The organism is Halocella sp. SP3-1, assembly GCF_003953885.1.
GTDB lineage: Bacteria > Bacillota > Halanaerobiia > Halanaerobiales > DTU029 > Iocasia > Iocasia fonsfrigidae.
Window position 1 is genome coordinate 964,313 of sequence record NZ_CP032760.1, and the last position, 17,386, is coordinate 981,698.

Here is a 17,386-nt window from a genome sequence, read left to right on the forward strand (position 1 = left end):
TTATAAGAAATGTAAACTGATACTATTTTTTAAAAAAGGTGTGTGATTAATAATGGCAAATGAAGATTACATTAACCAGGCTGTAGTAAATGCTTTTAAAATACTTGAGCTATTCAATGAAAACAATATTCAGTATACCTCACAGGAAATAACTGACTTATTAGATATAAGTTCCAGTTCTGGATGGCGCCTGGTTCAAACATTAGAGCATATTGGTTATCTGAGAAAAGATGAAGATGATAAATACTCCCTGGGTTATAAAGGTCTGAATTTTGCAAAGATAATTCTTAATTCTCTAGAGGTGAGAAGAGTTGCTTTACCACATTTAAGGGAGCTGGCTGAGGATTTAAAACTTAATGTAAGTCTTGGAATATTAGGTAAAAATGAGGCCATCTATATTGTTCGAATTCCCAGCCCAGAAATCCCTGATACCAATTTTCATGTTGGACGGCGGGTACCACTTCATTGTACAGGATTAGGCAAGGTACTATTAGCCTATCAGAATGAAGAAGTTAAAAATTCAATCATTGAAAATATAGAGATAAAAAAACTAACGCAGAATACTATTGCCACTAAAGATGAATTAAAAAGTAACCTGGAAGAGGTTTATAAAAATGGTTACGCCTATGATGAAGAGGAGTTCATAGAAAATACTAGTTGTTTAGCAATGCCTATCTGGAATAATTCAGGAGAAATAGAGGCGAGCATTAGTGTTTCCAATAGGAAGTTATTCAGGAAACAGAAAATGAATTTAGAGGAGAATTTAGAGCGGTTGTCTCAGACAGCTAATAAGATTTCGCATAGTTTGGGGTATAGCTTATATAATCCTATTTAGGGCTGGATATATATTTTTAAAATAATAAAATTTTGTTTTGATAGAGGTGGTCATACTAATGGTCACCTATCAAATAATAATAATTTAAGAAGGAGGTATTACACATTAATATTTGATATAAAAGAATAAATTAAAATGAAGTAAAAATTAACAAGGAGGAGCAAAAAAATGATTAAAAAATCAATGTGTTCATTATTAATAATTATGTTAGGAATAGTTTTAATTGGTGGAGCGATAGCCTCAGCCAAATATCCTGAAAAGCCGATAACTATGATTGTAATGTATGGACCTGGTGGGAACAGTGATATTTTTGCTAGAACACTTGCACCTGGGTTAGAAGAATATCTCGGTGTAGATATAGTAGTCAAGAATGTTGATGGTGGAGGTGGAGCTTTAGGATTTAATGAGGCATATACAGCTAAACCTGATGGTTATACAGTTACAATTCCCAATAATGCTTTATTTACCTTAGAAGGTATGGGTTATGTAGGTTTTGGTTATGAAGATTTTGATATGCTTGCAAGGATTGTATTAGAAGATTATACTCTGACTGTAAATGCTGATGCTCCATGGGATGATTTTGATGATTTTGTTAAAGATGTTAAGGCTAACCCGGGAACCTATACAATTGCCAGTTCAGGAGTAGGGTCTTCCTCAGACATTGTTGCAAAGGTTTTACTGGACCAATTAGGATTGGATATGGATATAATTCCTTATGATGGTGGTACTGGTCCACTTACAGCAGTTATGGGCAAACATGTTGATGCATGTGTAAACTCACCTGGGGAAGTGATTTCTGCTGTAGAAGGAGGAGATGTAAAAACTTTGGCTATTTTAGGAGAAGAAAGGAATCACCTATTGCCTGATGTTCCTACATTAGAACAAATTGGTTATGATTTTGCTGTTAACCAGTGGAGAGGAATCGGTACTCCTGCAGGTGTAAGTGAAGAAGTAAAAGAAATATGGGCTGAAGCAATTGAACACGCAGTTAATAGTCCTGAGTTTATAGATATAATTGAAGAACAATGGGGCTCAACTATTAGTACTGCATATGGGGAAGAATTAGATGACTTTGTTGAAAGGATGGCAAATATTTTTATTCCATATGCAAGGGAAGCAGTTCAAAATTAGGATTAAGTTATACTTGAGGTATATATTATAATATATACCTCAAGTATATAAGATTTATAGCCCTGGGGGGGAGATAGTATTGAAATTAAAAGGTGAAAGTATTTTTAGTTTGGTATTAATAATATTTTTTTCATATATTAATTACGCATCTCGTCAACTTCCTTCTGTACAGGGGGGGGCAGCAGACGTTGGAGTGAATTTTTTTCCAATCTTAATTTCTTCCATGTGTATTATTTTAACAGGAATAACTTTTATATCAAGTTTAATCAAATCAAAAGAAGAGGTGAATAAACATGAGGAAGGAAAGAATAGTTTTTTAAGTACATTTTTAGTTGTTTCAAGTGTCGTGTTGATTTTAACATTTTACGTAATATTATTACCCAAAATAGGATTTATAATTTCTACTACACTATTTTTGGTCATGTTAACAGCCTTAATGTATAAATTCAAAACAAATAAAATGATTGGTATATCAAAGCTAATAAAATCTATAATATTTTTATTCACATTGGCTTTTATAGTCAATTTTATTTTTGCAAAAGTGTTCAAAATAATATTGCCTTAATGGCAAACGGGTAATAGTAATCTCGTATATATTAACAAAGGTATTTTATTATTAGTAGTTATATGTAATTTATTTTATCGAGGAGGATCATGTTATGTTAGGACATCTTACAGATGCATTTAGCTTGTTTTTTCAGTTTCAAGTTATAGTAGCTATTGGAGCAGGAACAATTTTAGGAATAATAATGGGGGCTATGCCTGGTTTAACTTCTACTATGGCAATTGCCATTTTGTTACCACTTACTTATGGTATGTCCCCTATTATGGGATTTGGAATGCTATTGGGGGCTTATTGTGGTGGTACTGCTGGGGGATCGGTTTCAGCAACATTATTAAAAATACCTGGGACACCATCATCAGTAGCAACTACATTTGATGCCTACCCTATGGCACAAAAAGGGGAAGCCGGGAAAGCTCTGGGTACATCTATCTTCGCATCCTTTGTAGGTGGAATTTTTAGTGCAGCAGTTTTAAGTTTGCTTGCACCACCAATTGCCCGGTTTGCATTAAGATTTGGTGCTGCTGAATACTTTTCCCTGGCTATTTTCGGCTTGACTATTATTGCATCTGTTTCACAGGGCTCATTGATAAGGGGTATTATTGCAGGTTTAATTGGTATTTTGGTAGCATCTGTTGGTACAGATCCAATAACAGGTATTACAAGATTTACTTATGGACAGCCAGCTTTGCTTTCTGGTATATCTTTATTACCCGCTTTAATTGGGCTTTTTGCTGTATCACAGGCTATGCAAGATGCAGAGAATATATTTAAAACTAATCAAACTTTTGTGCAGGAAAAAATAAAAGGGGCTTTTCCTCGAATATCAGAAGTAATTGAAAATTGGCGCATATTATTGACAAGTGCACTTATTGGTGGAACTGTTGGTGCTATACCAGGAGCAGGAGGAAGTATTGCTTCTTTTGTAGCTTATGATCAGGCTAAACGAATGTCTAAAACTCCTGAAAAATTTGGTAAGGGATGTATTGAAGGAGTTATTGCCTCTGAAACGTCTAATAATGCAATGACAGGTGGTGCGTTGATTCCAATGATGACTTTGGGTGTTCCTGGTGAGGCAGCATGTGCGGTTCTTATGGGTGGTTTATTAATTCAGGGGCTTCGTCCAGGACCTCTACTTTTTAGAGACCAACCTGCAATAGCTTATGGTATTTTTATGGCACTATTTGCTGCAAATATATTTATGTTTTTATTTCAATTTTATGGTATTAAATTTTTTGTAAAAATATTAAAAGTACCTAGAGAATACTTATCACCGATTATATTGATGTTTTGTGTAATAGGGGCTTATGGGGTAGGAAATAAGATATTTGATGTTTATCTACTTATTGGTTTTGGAATTTTAGGTTATTTTCTTTCCAAATATAATTTTGGAACTGCTCCAGTAGTTCTGGGTATGATCCTGGGAGGTATTGCTGAGAGTAATTTTAGGAGAGGTATGATATTATTTCGAGGTGATTGGACTGTATTTTTTACCCGTCCAATTAGTTTATTATTTTTAATCCTTTCTTTGATTTCTCTTTTAATCCCGCTGATTCGTAAAAAAAGGGATAATAAAAAGGGACTTGTTTAGATATAATTTTATACTTTATAATAATATTTTTACAATAATTTTACCTTAGAAAGGAAGATACCACCAATGATAAAATCACCTGAAATAGTTGATATAAAAGTTTTCCCTGTGGCAGGCAGGGATAGTATGTTATTAAATTTAAGTGGAGCCCATGCCCCTTATTTTACCCGAAATATTGTTATTTTGACAGATACTAATGGTAATAAAGGCGTTGGAGAGGTTCCAGGTGGAGAAAAGATTTGTCAAACATTAGAGGATTCAGCAGAGTATCTGATAGGAAAATCTATTGGCAATTATAAAAACATATTGAATAAAGTTCAAAAAGTATTTAATGATAGGGATGCTGGTGGCCGTGGTTTGCAAACCTTTGATTTGAGAACTACTGTTCATGTTATCACAGCACTGGAAGCAGCTTTTTTAGATTTATTGGGTAAACACCTGGATGTTCCGGTTGCTGCATTATTGGGTCAAGGTCAACAGAGAGAGGCAGTTAAAATTTTGGGATATTTATTTTATATCGGTGCTCCCGATAAGACCGATTTGCCTTATTATTGTGAGCCAGATGCAGATAAAGAATGGTATAAACTCCGTCATGAAGAAGCCATGACTCCAGAAGCCATAGTTAGACTGGCAGAAACCTCTAAAGAACTGTATGGTTTTAAAGACTTTAAACTTAAAGGAGGTGTTCTGGAAGGAAAAGAAGAGATGGAAGCTATTAGGGCTTTAAAGAAAAAATTCCCCGAGGCTAGAATTACATTAGATCCTAATGGGTGCTGGTCTTTAAAAGAGGCTGTTGATTTATGCCGGGATATGCATGGTGTTTTAACCTATTGTGAAGATCCCTGTGGAGCTGAAAAAGGTTTTTCGGGTAGAGAAATTTTGGCTGAATTTAGAAAAGCCACCGGGCTTCCTACGGCAACAAATATGATTGCAACTGACTGGAGACAGATGCAGCATTCAATAGCTTTAAATTCAGTAGATATTCCATTAGCTGATCCCCATTTCTGGACCCTGTCTGGTTCGGTACGAGTTGGACAGATGTGTAATGATTTTGGCTTGACCTGGGGTTCGCATTCTAATAATCACTTCGATATTTCTTTAGCCATGTTTAGTCATGTTGCAGCAGCAGTTCCTGGTGAAACTACAGCAATTGATACCCACTGGATCTGGCAGGAAGGAACAGAGAGATTAACAAAAGAACCCTTAATGATAGAAAATGGATATATACAAATTCCCCAGAAGCCAGGATTAGGGGTTGAGATAGATATGGAACAGGTACAAAAAGCCCATGAGTTATATTTGCAAGAAAATTTAGGTGCTCGGAATGATGCCACAGCAATGCAGTATTTAATACCTGGTTGGGAATTTGATAACAAAAAGCCCTGTCTACTTAGATAAGGAAAAAGATATTTAGAATATTAATTTGTAATTGATATTTGAGTCTAAAGGATGTGTTAATAATGAGTTTTGAAGTTAAAGGTATTATACCAGCTATGGTTACACCTATGGATAAAGATGGTAATATAAGCAAAAAGGCTTTAAGACAACTTACTAATTATTTGATAGAAGGAGGTGTTCATGGTTTATTTCCGGCAGGGAGTACAGGGGAGTACTATGGTTTAACTATAGCACAAAAAAAAGAGGTAATAGAGACTGTTATAGATGAAGCAAATGGTAGAGTACCTATTTATGCTGGTGCAGGGATGATTACTACTAAAGATACTATTGAAGTAACCAAAATGGCAGAAGATATAGGTGTTGATGCTGTCTCGATACTTACGCCGATGTTTATTAGACCTAGTGAAGATGAGCTTTATAATCATTATAAAACGATTGCTAACAGTGTAGATATTCCTGTTCTGTTATATAATAATCCTGCACGTACTGGTGTTAATGTTAGTGCTCGATTAATAGAAAGAGTAAGTAAAATAGAAAACATAGTAGGGATAAAGGATAGTAGTGGGGATATGACCCTAACAGGTGAATTTATTCGTAGGACAGGTGATGACTTTAATGTATTGATTGGAAAAGATACCTTAATTTTAAGTGGACTTGTATATGGCGGAAAAGGTGCAATAAGTTCAACAGCTAATTTGGTTCCAGAATTGATTGTCAAAATATATGAAGAATACGTTAAAGGTAACTTGGAAGAAGCTTTAAAAGCTCAATATGAATTAGCTCCACTTCGTTTAGCCTTTAATATGGGTACTTTCCCAATAGTGATGAAAGAAGGATTAAAACTTATGGGAATTGATGTAGGCAATACTTTAGAACCTGTAGAACCTTTGGAGAAAAATGAACTAAATATGTTAAAAAAGATCTTAGAAAATATAGGTGTTCTTTAGTATATTTTATTATATTAAATAAAATTATTAACCTTTAAAGGAGTGGATATTTATTATGAATAAAAAGATAGGTTTTATTGGATTAGGAATTATGGGTAAACCCATGGCCAAGAATTTAATTGATGCTGGTTATGACTTGATAGCTTATGATCTTAATGAAGATGCAGTCAACGAGATGGTAGACTATGGTGCAGAAAAAGGGAGTTCTCCCAAAAACATAGCAGAAAATAGTGAGGTTATTATCACCATGCTGCCTAATTCACCACATGTTAAAGCAGTAGTCTTAGGTGAAAATGGGGTAATAGAAGGGGTTAAAAAAGGACAGGTATTAATAGATATGAGTTCCATAGCCCCGCTAGTTTCCCAGGAAGTGGCTGCAGAGTTGGAGAAAAAAGGAGTCGAGATGTTAGATGCCCCAGTTAGTGGTGGCCAGGAAGGTGCTGAAGCTGGAACAGTAGCTTTTATGGTAGGTGGCAAAGAAGAGGTATTTGAAGAAAACAAAGCAATTTTAGAAGTAATGGGTGGTAGTGTTACCCTGGTAGGTGGTATAGGTGCTGGAGAGACAACTAAATTAGCCAATCAGGTAATTGTTGGTATCAATATAGCAGCAGTAGCAGAGGCTTTAAGTCTGGGTAAAAAAGCAGGAGTTGACCCTGAAAATATCTTTAATGCCATTAGAGGGGGACTGGCCGGGAGTAAATGTATGGAAGATAAGGCACCCCGGATGTTAAAAGGTGAATATGACCCAGGATTCAAGATGAAATTACATGTTAAAGACCTGACAAATGCCTTTGAAACTAGTAGAGAATTGCATTCATATATGCCTTTAACAGCACAGGTTATGGAAATGATGCAGAAATTATTAAATGACGGCCATACAGAAGTAGACCATGGTGGTTTAGGATTATTCTATGAGCAGCTAAACAATATTTCTTTAAAAAAGGATTAAATAGAATAAGCTAATGAAGGGATAATATATAAGTTGCGTAGTTGTATTATAATACGACTACGTGATTTTAATTCTATATAAATATAAAATACTATTTAAAAGCTAGGGTGATAGTTATGAAAAAGAGTGGAACACCTGTTATTACGGATATGAAAGTTATACCCGTTGCTGGCTATGACAGTATGTTATTATCCTTGAGCGGTTGCCATAGCCCTTTTTTTACCAGAAATATTGTTATTTTGGAGGATAACTCCGGAAATATTGGTTTAGGGGAAGTACACGGCAGTGATGATATTGTCAAGGTATTAGAATCATATAAACCCCATGTTGTAGGTGAGGAGATTGGAAAATACAGAAATATTATATATAATTTAAGAACTACTAGAAAAAATGATGGTGATAATGGTGAAGGCTTGCAGAGCTTAGATTTAGATAACTTAAAATTTGTTGTCCATGCAGAAATTGCAGTTGAAGCTGCTTTGTTAGATCTATTAGGTCAATTTATGAATTTGCCTGTAGCTGCTTTACTTGGCGATGGTATGCAGAGGGATAAGGTGTTGACATTAGGTTATCTATTTTATATACATGATAAAAATAAAGTTGATCTACCATATATAGATGAAAGTAATAGTAAAGACCCTTGGTTTAAAAGAAGGAGGAATGTGGCCCTAACAAAAGAAGCAATGGTTGAAGAGGCCCAGGCCGCAAAAGAACGCTATGGATTTAAAGATTTTAAATTAAAAGGTGGGGTTTTAGAAGGTGAGCAAGAAATTGAAACTGTTTGTGCCTTAAAAAAGGCCTTTCCAGAGGCACGGATTAATATAGACCCTAATGGTGCCTGGTCATTAAAGGAAGCTGTCAATCTATGTAAAGACATGAAAGGTATTTTGTCATATGCAGAAGATCCATGTGGACCAGAAAAGGGATTTTCAGGTAGAGAAGTAATGTCTGAATTTAAAATGGCAACTGGTTTGCAGACAGCAACAAATATGATTGCAACAGATTGGCGTCAATTCCATCATTCTATTGTTTCGAAAGCAGTAGATATTCCCCTGGCAGATCCTCACTTCTGGACAATGAATGGTTCTGTAAGGGTTGCCCAGCTTTGTAATAACTGGGGTTTAACCTGGGGCTCACATTCTAATAATCACTTTGACATTTCTCTAGCTATCTTTGCTCATTGTGCAGCTGCAGCTCCAGGAGAGATTACAGCTATGGATACACACTGGATCTGGCAGGATGGGCAATATCTGACTAAAGATCCACTCGAAATTAAAGATAGTTACATTAAAATACACGATAAACCTGGGTTAGGACTTGAAATTGATATGGAGAAAGTTATGGAAGCTAACAAACTGTATAAAAAATTAGATTCAGGGGATAGAAATGATGCAATTGCCATGCAGCATATTATTCCGGATTGGAAATTTGACAGTAAAAAACCATGTTTAGTAAGGTGAAATATGACAGGGATGACAGGGGGACGTTTCGTTTATGACAAACGAAACGTCCCCCTGTCACGTCTGATTTTTTGTATACTATTAATTAATTCACCACATAATAATAAAAAATATTAAGGTGGTGTGATTATGAAAGAAAGAATTGCTGTTGAAGATAAGCTATCTGAAGTTTCACAGGAATTAAAAACCTTTGGTTATGAAGTTGTAGATCTTGATAATACTAATCTAGCTGATGTGAATGCAGTTGTAATCTCTGGTATGGATAAGAATACTATGGATATGTCAACAATCCAAACTAATGCACCGATTATAAATGGACGGGGTATGACAGCAGTACAGATTAGAAATGAGATAGATAAGAGGAAAATAAAAAACTAGGGTTTTTCTAAATGTAATGAATGAAGTGGAATTTATCATATTTTTGTATGACGAATTCCACTTTTTTAAAATTAGTTTTTATTCCTTGATACTTTTAAATACCTCTTTTACAGAGATTATATCCTTTATTTTTTCGATGCCTTTTCCAGTAAAGAAGACACCTCTGTTCTGATCGCCATTTCGGGCCCGGATCAGGGCCTCTTTGATACAGAACTTTTTATTACAGTGTTTCAGGCAATTAGTACAGTTCTCTGGGGCTGGTGCCTGATTATTAAGGATAAGTTCAGAGAATTTACTCTTGATAGCATTAGCAGGGAAACCTGCAGAGCTCATTATTGTGATTACATCTGATTCTTTAGCTTTGACCAGAAGTTCTTTGAAAAAGTCAGATACATCAGATTCCAGGGTTGCCAGGAACCTTGTCCCCATCTGGACACCATCTAACCCTTTATCAAACATTTTTTTAATATCATCATTTGAAACTATATCACCAGCAGCAATAACCGGGATGCTGAGTTTTTCCTTGATTTTTTTAACAATATCCCAGCTGTCTTTATCTGTTCCCAGATGGCCTCCGGCATTACCCCCTTCTACAACAACGGCAGCCGCTCCAAGTTTTTCTGATATTCGGGCCAGTTTCATTGATGAGACAATTGGTACAATAGGTACATTGTGTTTTTCTCCTATTGCAAACATATCTCTGGAGAAACCAGCACCAGATATAACCAGGTCAATGCCTGATTCAATTGAACTTTTTAGTAAGTCAAGAAAACCAGTGAAGGCATACATTATATTAACACCCAGTATACCATCTGTTAGCTGACGTGCTCTGGTAATTTCGGTCTTTAATTCATCTATACTCAGGGCTGAACCACCTATTACCCCGATACCACCTTCATTAGCAACAGCACTGGCCAGTTTGGCCATAGATACCTTAATAGCCATACCACCCTGTATAATCGGGTAGTCTGGTTTAAGTCTTCCGATCTTTAATTTTGGGAAATTCATTAATCATCCTCCTGCAGTAATGTTATTTTGAGTTTAATACCTTTTATTACGCTTTATTACGCTGTTTTTCTATTATTTCCATTAATATAAACAACTATAACAAGTCTAACACAAATTTGTGATATTATCTAGTTATTATGTGCTTTTATAAGTGGTATAAAGCAAATTAAATTAAGAAACGATTTACATTTAAGTGTATAATATGATAAAATAAATAAAGATATTTTAAATAGGTATTACGTCCTAAGATGATATAGTTGACTTATATAATTCATAGCTGGGGGAATAATATGTTAAAACCTGATTCAAATAGTAAATTATTATGGATAGCTAAGGATTGGGACAATGATGCTTTTAGAAGTTTTGTAAATGAATTTATTAAAGAAAATACTATCGGAAGAATTGTTTATAACAAACGCAATTCCTTAATCCATATTAAAAGTAATATTCATAAAGGTATTGAAGAAGATATTATAGCTAAAGAATTTAGATTAAAAAGAAAGTATGACCAATTAAGATTTTGTTTTCTTAATTCAAAAGCTGTGCGTTCTCTAAAAATTGCTTTAGCTTTGGAGGAGATAAGTATTAAGACACCAAAACCAGTGGCAATTATAGAAAAAAGGGGTAAATTTAATAAAATACTTTATAGTTATTTTATTACCGAATATATTGACTATGATTATAATTTATTAGATATCGTTAAAGATAGTAATCACCCCTTAAGGGAAGAGGTCATTAATTTTTTGCCTCAGATTGCTCAAAACATAAGTAAGATACATGAAGCGGGAATAGTTCATAATGATTTGCATGCTGGTAATATATTGGTACATAATATAGCAAAAAATCCTGAATTTTATTATATTGATTTGAATAGGGGGCGGATTAAGAAGGAATTAAGTATGAAGGCAAGATTAAAAGACTTATCACGTTTTAAATTAAATAAAGATGAGTGGAAGGTATTTATGAAGAATTATGCTCCCAATAAGCATAAGGATTTATTAAGCCTAATGCTTAGACAACGGGAGAGAAGAAAGAGATTTCTTCAACTTAAGAGAAGGCTAAAAAGGATTTGTGGAAAAGTTAAATATAAGTTATAGGAGGAGTTTAAACTGGTTATCAATTCAGAAAGGTTAAGTAGTAATTTAGATAAAGCAATTTATTTTAATTTAATGTTTATGATGTTTAGTTCGGCAATATCTATTGCAGGTTCGAGTATAGGATTAGGTCTTGCCTTTATATGTTGGATTTTAAAGATGATGATTAATAAAGAGTTTGGTTTTGTTTCCAATCCACTTAATAAACCCATTGGAATATTTTTATTAACTATGATAATTTCTTTTTGGGGGAGTTATAATCTTATAGAAAGTTTAAAAGAGATAGAGAGTTTTTTAATTGTATTTATACTTTATTATTTAATTATTAATAATGTTTCAAGCATGAAGGAAGTAAAGAATCTCTTTAATATGGGTTTGCTTTCTATTACTATATCTTCTTTATATGGGCTTTTCTATCAACATTATTATTTAGGAATGAGTAGGTTAGATTCTACATTCATGGCTTTGGATTTTGGGGCTTTGCTTTTAACATATCTATTATTTAGTGTAATTTATTTTCTGTTTGATAATGCCTTGATAAAAGATAGAATTAAATATGGATTACTAATTCCAATATTGACTTTAACCTTAATTTATAATAAATCTCGGGGAGCTTGGTTGGGTTTTGTTGGAGCTGCAGTTATTAGCCTATGGATTTATAGAAGAAAATGGGTACCAATTTTATTAATTGTAGTACTTTTGGTAGTTGTCCTTGCCCCTAATAATATTCAAGAACGAATTAAAAGTATCGTTGATTTGCAAAATAATAAAAGTAATTTAGGGAGATTAGCTCTTTGGAAGGGAGCCTTTTTAATCTTCCGGGATTATCCATTTAATGGTATTGGCTTAGGAAACTTTCGAGAGGTATATATGACACATTATAAGCAGCCCAATACAACAGCTAATTCTCATGCCCATAATAATTTTTTGCATTTCTTAGCTGAAACAGGCATTATTGGTTTAGCAGGATTAATTTACTTATTATATTCCATTTTAAAATATCTATATCTTAATTATCTTCAGATTGAAAATATATCTGCCCGTTTATTTGTTTTAAGTACATTTAGTAGTGTAATAGGTACTTTTATTATTCAGGGATTTACTGAGACTAATTTTAGCAAAGCAGTAGTAGGACGTACTATTTGGTTTATAATAGCTTTAGCTTTTATTATAATTCAATTGTCAAATAATAATCCAATTAATAGAACAGGTAATAATCTGTGAGTAAAGCCAGGTTATAATATTTAATAGGGATAAGGGAGAAAATATGGAACTAAATGAAAAAGATTATAATGAGAAAATAAAGATTTTTTATTATAATAGTTTAAATAATACTTTACTTAATAAAAGTATAAAATGTTTAAAAGATAATAATTGTTCATTTAAACTTATTAAGGCGGCAAAAGGGAGAGAAGTATTTAAGATAAATCTTGAACAAGAAAATTATTATCTTAAAAAGTATAGTTATCAGAGATTTAGTAAAAAATTTAAAAATTTGTTTAGATCTGCACCGGCACTTAGGGCTTTAAAGATTACTAAAAAATTAGTGGATAAGGAAATTTCTGTAGTAGAACCAATTTTAGCTGTTATTTATAGACGCAATTTATGGACAGCAGATAGTATTTTTGTTACGAAAGATTTCGGAGGAGTAGATTTACAAGATTTTTTAGCATATGGAGATTATGACTTAGATTTTAAAAGACAAGTAGTTAGGGAAGTAGCACGAATATGGGCTGGATTTTATAAAGGTAATTTCTTAAATGGCGATCCTAATTTAGCCAGCATTTTAATAAAGCATAATAATGCAAGTTTTGAGCTTGGTTTAGTAGATGTAGATAATGTTCGTTCTCTTTCATTTTTGTCCTGGAAACTGGTTGTTAAAAATTTAATAGAGTTCAATGCCCATAGCTACTCTGGTTTATATAAAATGAAGGGGAAAAAGCTAGATCAGGAAGACCGTTTTTTGTTTCTGGAAGAATTTATAAAAATTTACGGGAAAAAGGAGATTAATATAAAAGAGTTAGCTGATTATATTGGGAAAAAAACTATCAAACGGTTGACTGATTGGGGCAAACAGGATTTAATACTTAATGATAAAAGATTGAGTCAATTTTTATAAATATCAGTTGTTATATATGATGGATAGGAGTTTATAGTTGTGAAAATAGCCTTAGTACATAAAAAATATACAACCCACGGAGGAACTGAAAGATATATGGTTGGATTATCTCATTTTTTAGCCAAAGAAGGTCACGAGGTTCATGTGTTTACTGGATTCTGGGATGAAAAGGTTGTTCATGAAGATATAAAGTTTCATAAAGTTTCGTTTTGGGGTAAACACTTAGGTGTCTCTAAGTACATTTTTGCTAAAAATGCCTATAAAAAGGTTTATAAATACGACTTTGATATTGTGCAAACTTTCTCTAGAGTAGGATTTGGAGATATAATTAGGATTGGTGGGGGTTGCCATGAAAATTATGTTAAAAAATTGTTAGCTAGTATAGATAACCCATTATACAGGCTCAAAAAAAAACTACAATATCAGATTTCTATAGATGATTATTTAACTAGATATTATGAGGTAAAAGATTTTAAAGCAGAAAACTATAAGAAAATCGTAGCTGTTTCGCAGATGGTAAAAGATGAAATAATAAATAGATATCAAGTGCCACCTGAGGATATTTTTGTAAATCACAATGGTGTTGATATTGAAAAATTTCATTTGAGAAATAGAGAAAAATATAGAAAAATAATAAGGAGCAAACATGGATTAAATGAAAATGAATTTGTCTTATTATTTTTGGGGACAGGCTTTCAAAGGAAGGGTTTAAGATATATATTAAAGGCTATGGCTCAAATTGATAATGCTAAATTGCTAGTAGTAGGAAAAGGTAAGATTGATCGATTTAAAAAATTAGCAAAAAATTTAGGGATATTATCAAGGGTTATATTTGTAGGGCCTAGTTCTGAGGTTGAAGCATACTATGCTGCTGGAGATGTATTTGTTCTTCCTTCTATTTATGACCCCTGTGCTAATGTTTCATTAGAAGCGATGGCATCTGGGCTGCCATTAATTACTAGCAAATCAAATGGAGCCTCAGGTATTATAGACCATGGTAAGAATGGATTTGTACTTAATAGTGCTGATAATGTTGAGCAAATGATTGAATATATTAATGTTTTAAAGGATTCTAGTTTATGTGTACAAATGTCGAAAGTTGCAAGAGAAAAAATGTTAAACTATACGAAAAAAAATAACCATGATAAGATGCTAAGCATTTACTATAAAATAGCAAATCGATAGGATATGGGTGATTTGGGTTTAAAAGAAGAGACAAACAGAAAGGTATGGCGGTGACTTAATTGAATATTATATATGTTTATGGAAGAGATTGGCCAAGCGAAAAAGCTGGAATAAGCTTTTCGACTTATACTGCCTATGGAATGGCAGAATGCGATTTGAAAAACAATGTTGATTTGATTTTTGCTAAGAATACCGAATTAGATTACCAAGAAGTTTTGCGAAATTATTTTTTATTAGAGCCTCTTTCGAATTTTAAAGTTCACTTAATTGAAACAGAAACTTTATTTAGTGAAACGACTAAGTTTTATTTTAAAGCATTTAGTAAAATTAAAGAGTTATTAAAACAAAAAAAAATAGATGCAATTATAACCAGAACAGTTAAATTTTTACCTTTTTTATATATGATTAAGAAATTATATAATATCAAAGTATTTTTTGAAGCACATAGTTTTTATTTAGATCCTAAGTTAAAGGATGAGTATGACAGAAAGAAAGAGTATATATATCAGAAATTAACCTTACCTAGGATTGATGGGATAATATGTCATCAGAGTGTTATAAAGAACTTATATCAAGAATATATTCCAGATCAAAATTATGCAGTAATAACTTATGGGTTTAGGGAAACAACCCAGTTAAATGAAATTTGGAAGAATAATTACATTGGCTATATTGGGTCATTGTATGATGATAAAGGAGTACAGGATGTTTTATATGCTTTAAAACAAATAGAAGATCATACGTTAAAATTATTAATTGTGGGAGGGCGTTCACATAGAGTAGAAAAATATTGTAATTTAGCGAAGAAATTAGAAATTGAAGATAGGGTTGAAATTACTGGCTGGGTTGATCGTAGTAAAGTGGAAGACTATTTAAAAAAAATTAAGATTGGACTTGTACCAGTTCGAGATACATTTCACGGTAGATATCTTACTTGTCCAACAAAAATATTCAATTATTTTTCTCATGGTATTCCTGTAATAGGTAGCAATTTACCAACAGTTCGGGAAATTGTGACTGACAAATGTGGACTTTTTTATGAGAATGGTAGTATTCAAGAATTGATAGAAGTCATTAATAAATTGAATTCATCTCCAGAGCTTTTAAATCATTATTCAAAAAATATTTTAGATAGGGCTGAAGAGCTATTATTTAAAAAGAGAGGTCAAAAATTCATTGAATTCATGAAAAATTGTTAGATTACTAGAGAAATAATAAAGTAAAATTTAAGTAATGCTAAAAACTTGGAGGTATATTTATGATAGATAATATTCTTTTTATTAATACGGGTACTGGCTGGGGTGGTTTAGAAAAATGGCATTATCAAACTGCTTTAGAATTAAAAAAAAGGGACTATAAAATTTTTATATTGGCAAAAGAAAACACTACTTTTTATGATAGGTGTAAAAGAACTAATTTCAAAATTGAAAAAATGAAACATATAGCTGATGCAACATTTATAAACCCAATTCGAGTGCATTGGTTAGTTAAATATTTAAAAAGGAATAATATAGATGCTGTGTTTTTAGCTCAATCATCTCATTTTAAATATGGTTCACTATCTGCTAAATTAGCTGGAGTAGAAAAAATTATTTACCGTCGTGCTTTAGCTAAACCAGTGAAAAACAAATTTTACAATAGGTTTTTGTTAAAATATTGTATCAGTGATTTTATGTCTATTTCTAAGATGACTAGGGATGAAAATTTGAAAAATCTTCCTGCGGATTGTTTACCAAACGAGAAGATAAAGTTAATATATAAAGGTGTAAAAAAAGATAAATTTATTGCCCCTGAAATCAAATCTGATATTAGAAGAGAATTTGGTATTAGAGATGACGAATTAATAATTGCTAATATCGGAAGACTTTGCAGGCAAAAAGCCCAGCAGTATTTAATTGAAGCCTTACCTCAAGTTTTAGAAGTACATGAAAAGATTAAAGTGCTAATAATAGGGGGCAAAGGTGGGAAAGAGGAATTATATAAATCAAAAGTAAAAAAATTAGGAGTAGAAGATAAGGTTATTTTTACTGGTTTTAGAGAAGATATTCCATCAATATTAAAGCAAATAGATTTCATGGTTCATACTGCGATTTATGAAGGTGGTTCTCCCTGGGTAATCTTAGAGGCAATGATGGCAGGGGTACCAATAGTAACAACTAAAGCTATTACTATTCCTGAATTTGTTATAGATGGAGAGACTGGTTATTTAGCAGAGGATAAAAATCCAGCTGATATTGCTAAAAAAATAATTAAGATGATTAATAATCAAGAGAGAGAAAAAATGGGGGAACGGGCCTTTGAGATAGCCCAGGATAATTTTTCATTAAAGAAAATGATTGATGATATAGAAGATAAAATATTAAAAAGGTAATTAATAATGTCTAAGATAAGTGGTTGGTTCTTATTAATCTTGCATGAGTTTTTTTCCTGTGATATAATATTGCTAGCTGTGTTAAAATGATTGGATATATATTTTGGGATAACTGTTTTGAGAAAGAGGTGAAATAAATGAATAAAGGGATTCATCCAGAACTTCAGGATACAACTGTTGTTTGTGCATGTGGTGCTGAGTACAAGACTAAATCTACTAAAGAGAATATACATGTTGAGGTATGTTCTAACTGCCATCCTTTTTATACTGGTAAACAGCGTAAAGCTGCTAAGGGTGGTAGGATTGAAAGATTTAATAAAAAATATGGCCTCTCTGAGGATGAATAGAGGATCGGCAG

17 protein-coding genes are annotated in these 17,386 nt (G+C 32.8%); 16 read left to right on the forward strand and 1 reads right to left on the reverse strand.

Annotated elements, in window-relative coordinates:
* Positions 1-52 precede the first annotated feature (52 nt).
* From D7D81_RS04550 to D7D81_RS04590, 9 genes are all read left to right on the forward strand, one after another.
* A complete protein-coding gene (locus D7D81_RS04550; RefSeq protein ID WP_125987718.1) occupies positions 53-835 on the forward strand; it encodes an IclR family transcriptional regulator in 783 nt (260 codons plus the stop codon).
* A gap of 168 nt (positions 836-1,003) precedes the next feature.
* Positions 1,004-1,966, forward strand: coding sequence for a tripartite tricarboxylate transporter substrate binding protein (locus D7D81_RS04555; protein ID WP_125987720.1), 963 nt, complete (start codon positions 1,004-1,006; stop codon positions 1,964-1,966).
* A gap of 79 nt (positions 1,967-2,045) precedes the next feature.
* On the forward strand, positions 2,046-2,531 hold the full coding sequence (locus tag D7D81_RS04560; RefSeq protein ID WP_164522112.1) for a tripartite tricarboxylate transporter TctB family protein: 486 nt from the start codon (positions 2,046-2,048) through the stop codon (positions 2,529-2,531).
* Positions 2,532-2,625: 94 nt separating this feature from the next.
* Positions 2,626-4,119 carry a tripartite tricarboxylate transporter permease gene (locus D7D81_RS04565; RefSeq protein ID WP_125987724.1) on the forward strand — a complete coding sequence of 498 codons (1,494 nt, stop codon included), beginning with the start codon at positions 2,626-2,628 and terminating at the stop codon, positions 4,117-4,119.
* 66 nt (positions 4,120-4,185) lie between these two features.
* A complete protein-coding gene (locus D7D81_RS04570; protein ID WP_205739335.1) occupies positions 4,186-5,517 on the forward strand; it encodes an enolase C-terminal domain-like protein in 1,332 nt (443 codons plus the stop codon).
* A gap of 62 nt (positions 5,518-5,579) precedes the next feature.
* Positions 5,580-6,464: a 4-hydroxy-tetrahydrodipicolinate synthase gene (dapA, locus tag D7D81_RS04575; RefSeq protein ID WP_125987726.1), complete on the forward strand. Its 885-nt coding sequence runs from the start codon at positions 5,580-5,582 to the stop codon at positions 6,462-6,464.
* Between the two features lie 55 nt (positions 6,465-6,519).
* Positions 6,520-7,413: a 2-hydroxy-3-oxopropionate reductase gene (gene garR / locus D7D81_RS04580; protein ID WP_125987727.1), complete on the forward strand. Its 894-nt coding sequence runs from the start codon at positions 6,520-6,522 to the stop codon at positions 7,411-7,413.
* Between the two features lie 116 nt (positions 7,414-7,529).
* A complete protein-coding gene (locus D7D81_RS04585) occupies positions 7,530-8,873 on the forward strand; it encodes an enolase C-terminal domain-like protein (protein ID WP_125987729.1) in 1,344 nt (447 codons plus the stop codon).
* A 129-nt stretch (positions 8,874-9,002) separates the two neighbouring features.
* The gene (locus D7D81_RS04590) at positions 9,003-9,251 is read left to right on the forward strand and encodes a YkuS family protein (protein ID WP_125987731.1); all 249 of its coding nucleotides are present in this window, start codon (positions 9,003-9,005) and stop codon (positions 9,249-9,251) included.
* 78 nt (positions 9,252-9,329) lie between these two features.
* On the opposite strand, the gene D7D81_RS04595 is transcribed toward D7D81_RS04590, so the two are convergent.
* The gene (locus D7D81_RS04595; protein ID WP_125987733.1) at positions 9,330-10,259 is read right to left on the reverse strand and encodes an NAD(P)H-dependent flavin oxidoreductase; all 930 of its coding nucleotides are present in this window, start codon (positions 10,257-10,259) and stop codon (positions 9,330-9,332) included.
* Between the two features lie 290 nt (positions 10,260-10,549).
* Here D7D81_RS04595 and D7D81_RS04600 point away from each other — a divergent pair, with 290 nt between their 5' ends.
* The 7 genes from D7D81_RS04600 to rpmE all read left to right on the forward strand — a co-directional run bounded on the left by D7D81_RS04600 (position 10,550) and on the right by rpmE (position 17,375).
* Positions 10,550-11,356: a lipopolysaccharide kinase InaA family protein gene (locus D7D81_RS04600; RefSeq protein WP_125987735.1), complete on the forward strand. Its 807-nt coding sequence runs from the start codon at positions 10,550-10,552 to the stop codon at positions 11,354-11,356.
* A 78-nt stretch (positions 11,357-11,434) separates the two neighbouring features.
* The gene (locus tag D7D81_RS04605; protein WP_286170212.1) at positions 11,435-12,577 is read left to right on the forward strand and encodes an O-antigen ligase family protein; all 1,143 of its coding nucleotides are present in this window, start codon (positions 11,435-11,437) and stop codon (positions 12,575-12,577) included.
* A 43-nt stretch (positions 12,578-12,620) separates the two neighbouring features.
* Positions 12,621-13,472, forward strand: a complete 852-nt coding sequence (locus D7D81_RS04610; protein WP_125987739.1) for a lipopolysaccharide kinase InaA family protein — start codon at positions 12,621-12,623, stop codon at positions 13,470-13,472.
* A gap of 39 nt (positions 13,473-13,511) precedes the next feature.
* Positions 13,512-14,657, forward strand: coding sequence for a glycosyltransferase family 4 protein (locus D7D81_RS04615; RefSeq protein ID WP_125987741.1), 1,146 nt, complete (start codon positions 13,512-13,514; stop codon positions 14,655-14,657).
* Between the two features lie 59 nt (positions 14,658-14,716).
* A complete protein-coding gene (locus tag D7D81_RS04620; protein ID WP_125987742.1) occupies positions 14,717-15,856 on the forward strand; it encodes a glycosyltransferase family 4 protein in 1,140 nt (379 codons plus the stop codon).
* A gap of 59 nt (positions 15,857-15,915) precedes the next feature.
* On the forward strand, positions 15,916-17,028 hold the full coding sequence (locus tag D7D81_RS04625; RefSeq protein ID WP_125987744.1) for a glycosyltransferase family 4 protein: 1,113 nt from the start codon (positions 15,916-15,918) through the stop codon (positions 17,026-17,028).
* Positions 17,029-17,165: 137 nt separating this feature from the next.
* Entirely contained in the window at positions 17,166-17,375 is a 210-nt protein-coding gene (gene rpmE, locus D7D81_RS04630) for a 50S ribosomal protein L31 (protein ID WP_125987746.1), read from the forward strand.
* Positions 17,376-17,386 lie beyond the last annotated feature (11 nt).

Coding starts and splice junctions, on each gene's coding strand:
- D7D81_RS04550 (WP_125987718.1), top strand. CDS start 53: ATGGCAAATGAAGATTACATTAACCAGGCTGTAGTAAATGCTTTTAAA.
- D7D81_RS04555 (WP_125987720.1), top strand. CDS start 1,004: ATGATTAAAAAATCAATGTGTTCATTATTAATAATTATGTTAGGAATA.
- D7D81_RS04565 (WP_125987724.1), top strand. CDS start 2,626: ATGTTAGGACATCTTACAGATGCATTTAGCTTGTTTTTTCAGTTTCAA.
- D7D81_RS04570 (WP_205739335.1), top strand. CDS start 4,186: ATGATAAAATCACCTGAAATAGTTGATATAAAAGTTTTCCCTGTGGCA.
- dapA (WP_125987726.1), top strand. CDS start 5,580: ATGAGTTTTGAAGTTAAAGGTATTATACCAGCTATGGTTACACCTATG.
- garR (WP_125987727.1), top strand. CDS start 6,520: ATGAATAAAAAGATAGGTTTTATTGGATTAGGAATTATGGGTAAACCC.
- D7D81_RS04585 (WP_125987729.1), top strand. CDS start 7,530: ATGAAAAAGAGTGGAACACCTGTTATTACGGATATGAAAGTTATACCC.
- D7D81_RS04590 (WP_125987731.1), top strand. CDS start 9,003: ATGAAAGAAAGAATTGCTGTTGAAGATAAGCTATCTGAAGTTTCACAG.
- D7D81_RS04595 (WP_125987733.1), bottom strand. CDS start 10,259: ATGAATTTCCCAAAATTAAAGATCGGAAGACTTAAACCAGACTACCCG.
- D7D81_RS04600 (WP_125987735.1), top strand. CDS start 10,550: ATGTTAAAACCTGATTCAAATAGTAAATTATTATGGATAGCTAAGGAT.
- D7D81_RS04605 (WP_286170212.1), top strand. CDS start 11,435: ATGATGTTTAGTTCGGCAATATCTATTGCAGGTTCGAGTATAGGATTA.
- D7D81_RS04610 (WP_125987739.1), top strand. CDS start 12,621: ATGGAACTAAATGAAAAAGATTATAATGAGAAAATAAAGATTTTTTAT.
- D7D81_RS04625 (WP_125987744.1), top strand. CDS start 15,916: ATGATAGATAATATTCTTTTTATTAATACGGGTACTGGCTGGGGTGGT.
- rpmE (WP_125987746.1), top strand. CDS start 17,166: ATGAATAAAGGGATTCATCCAGAACTTCAGGATACAACTGTTGTTTGT.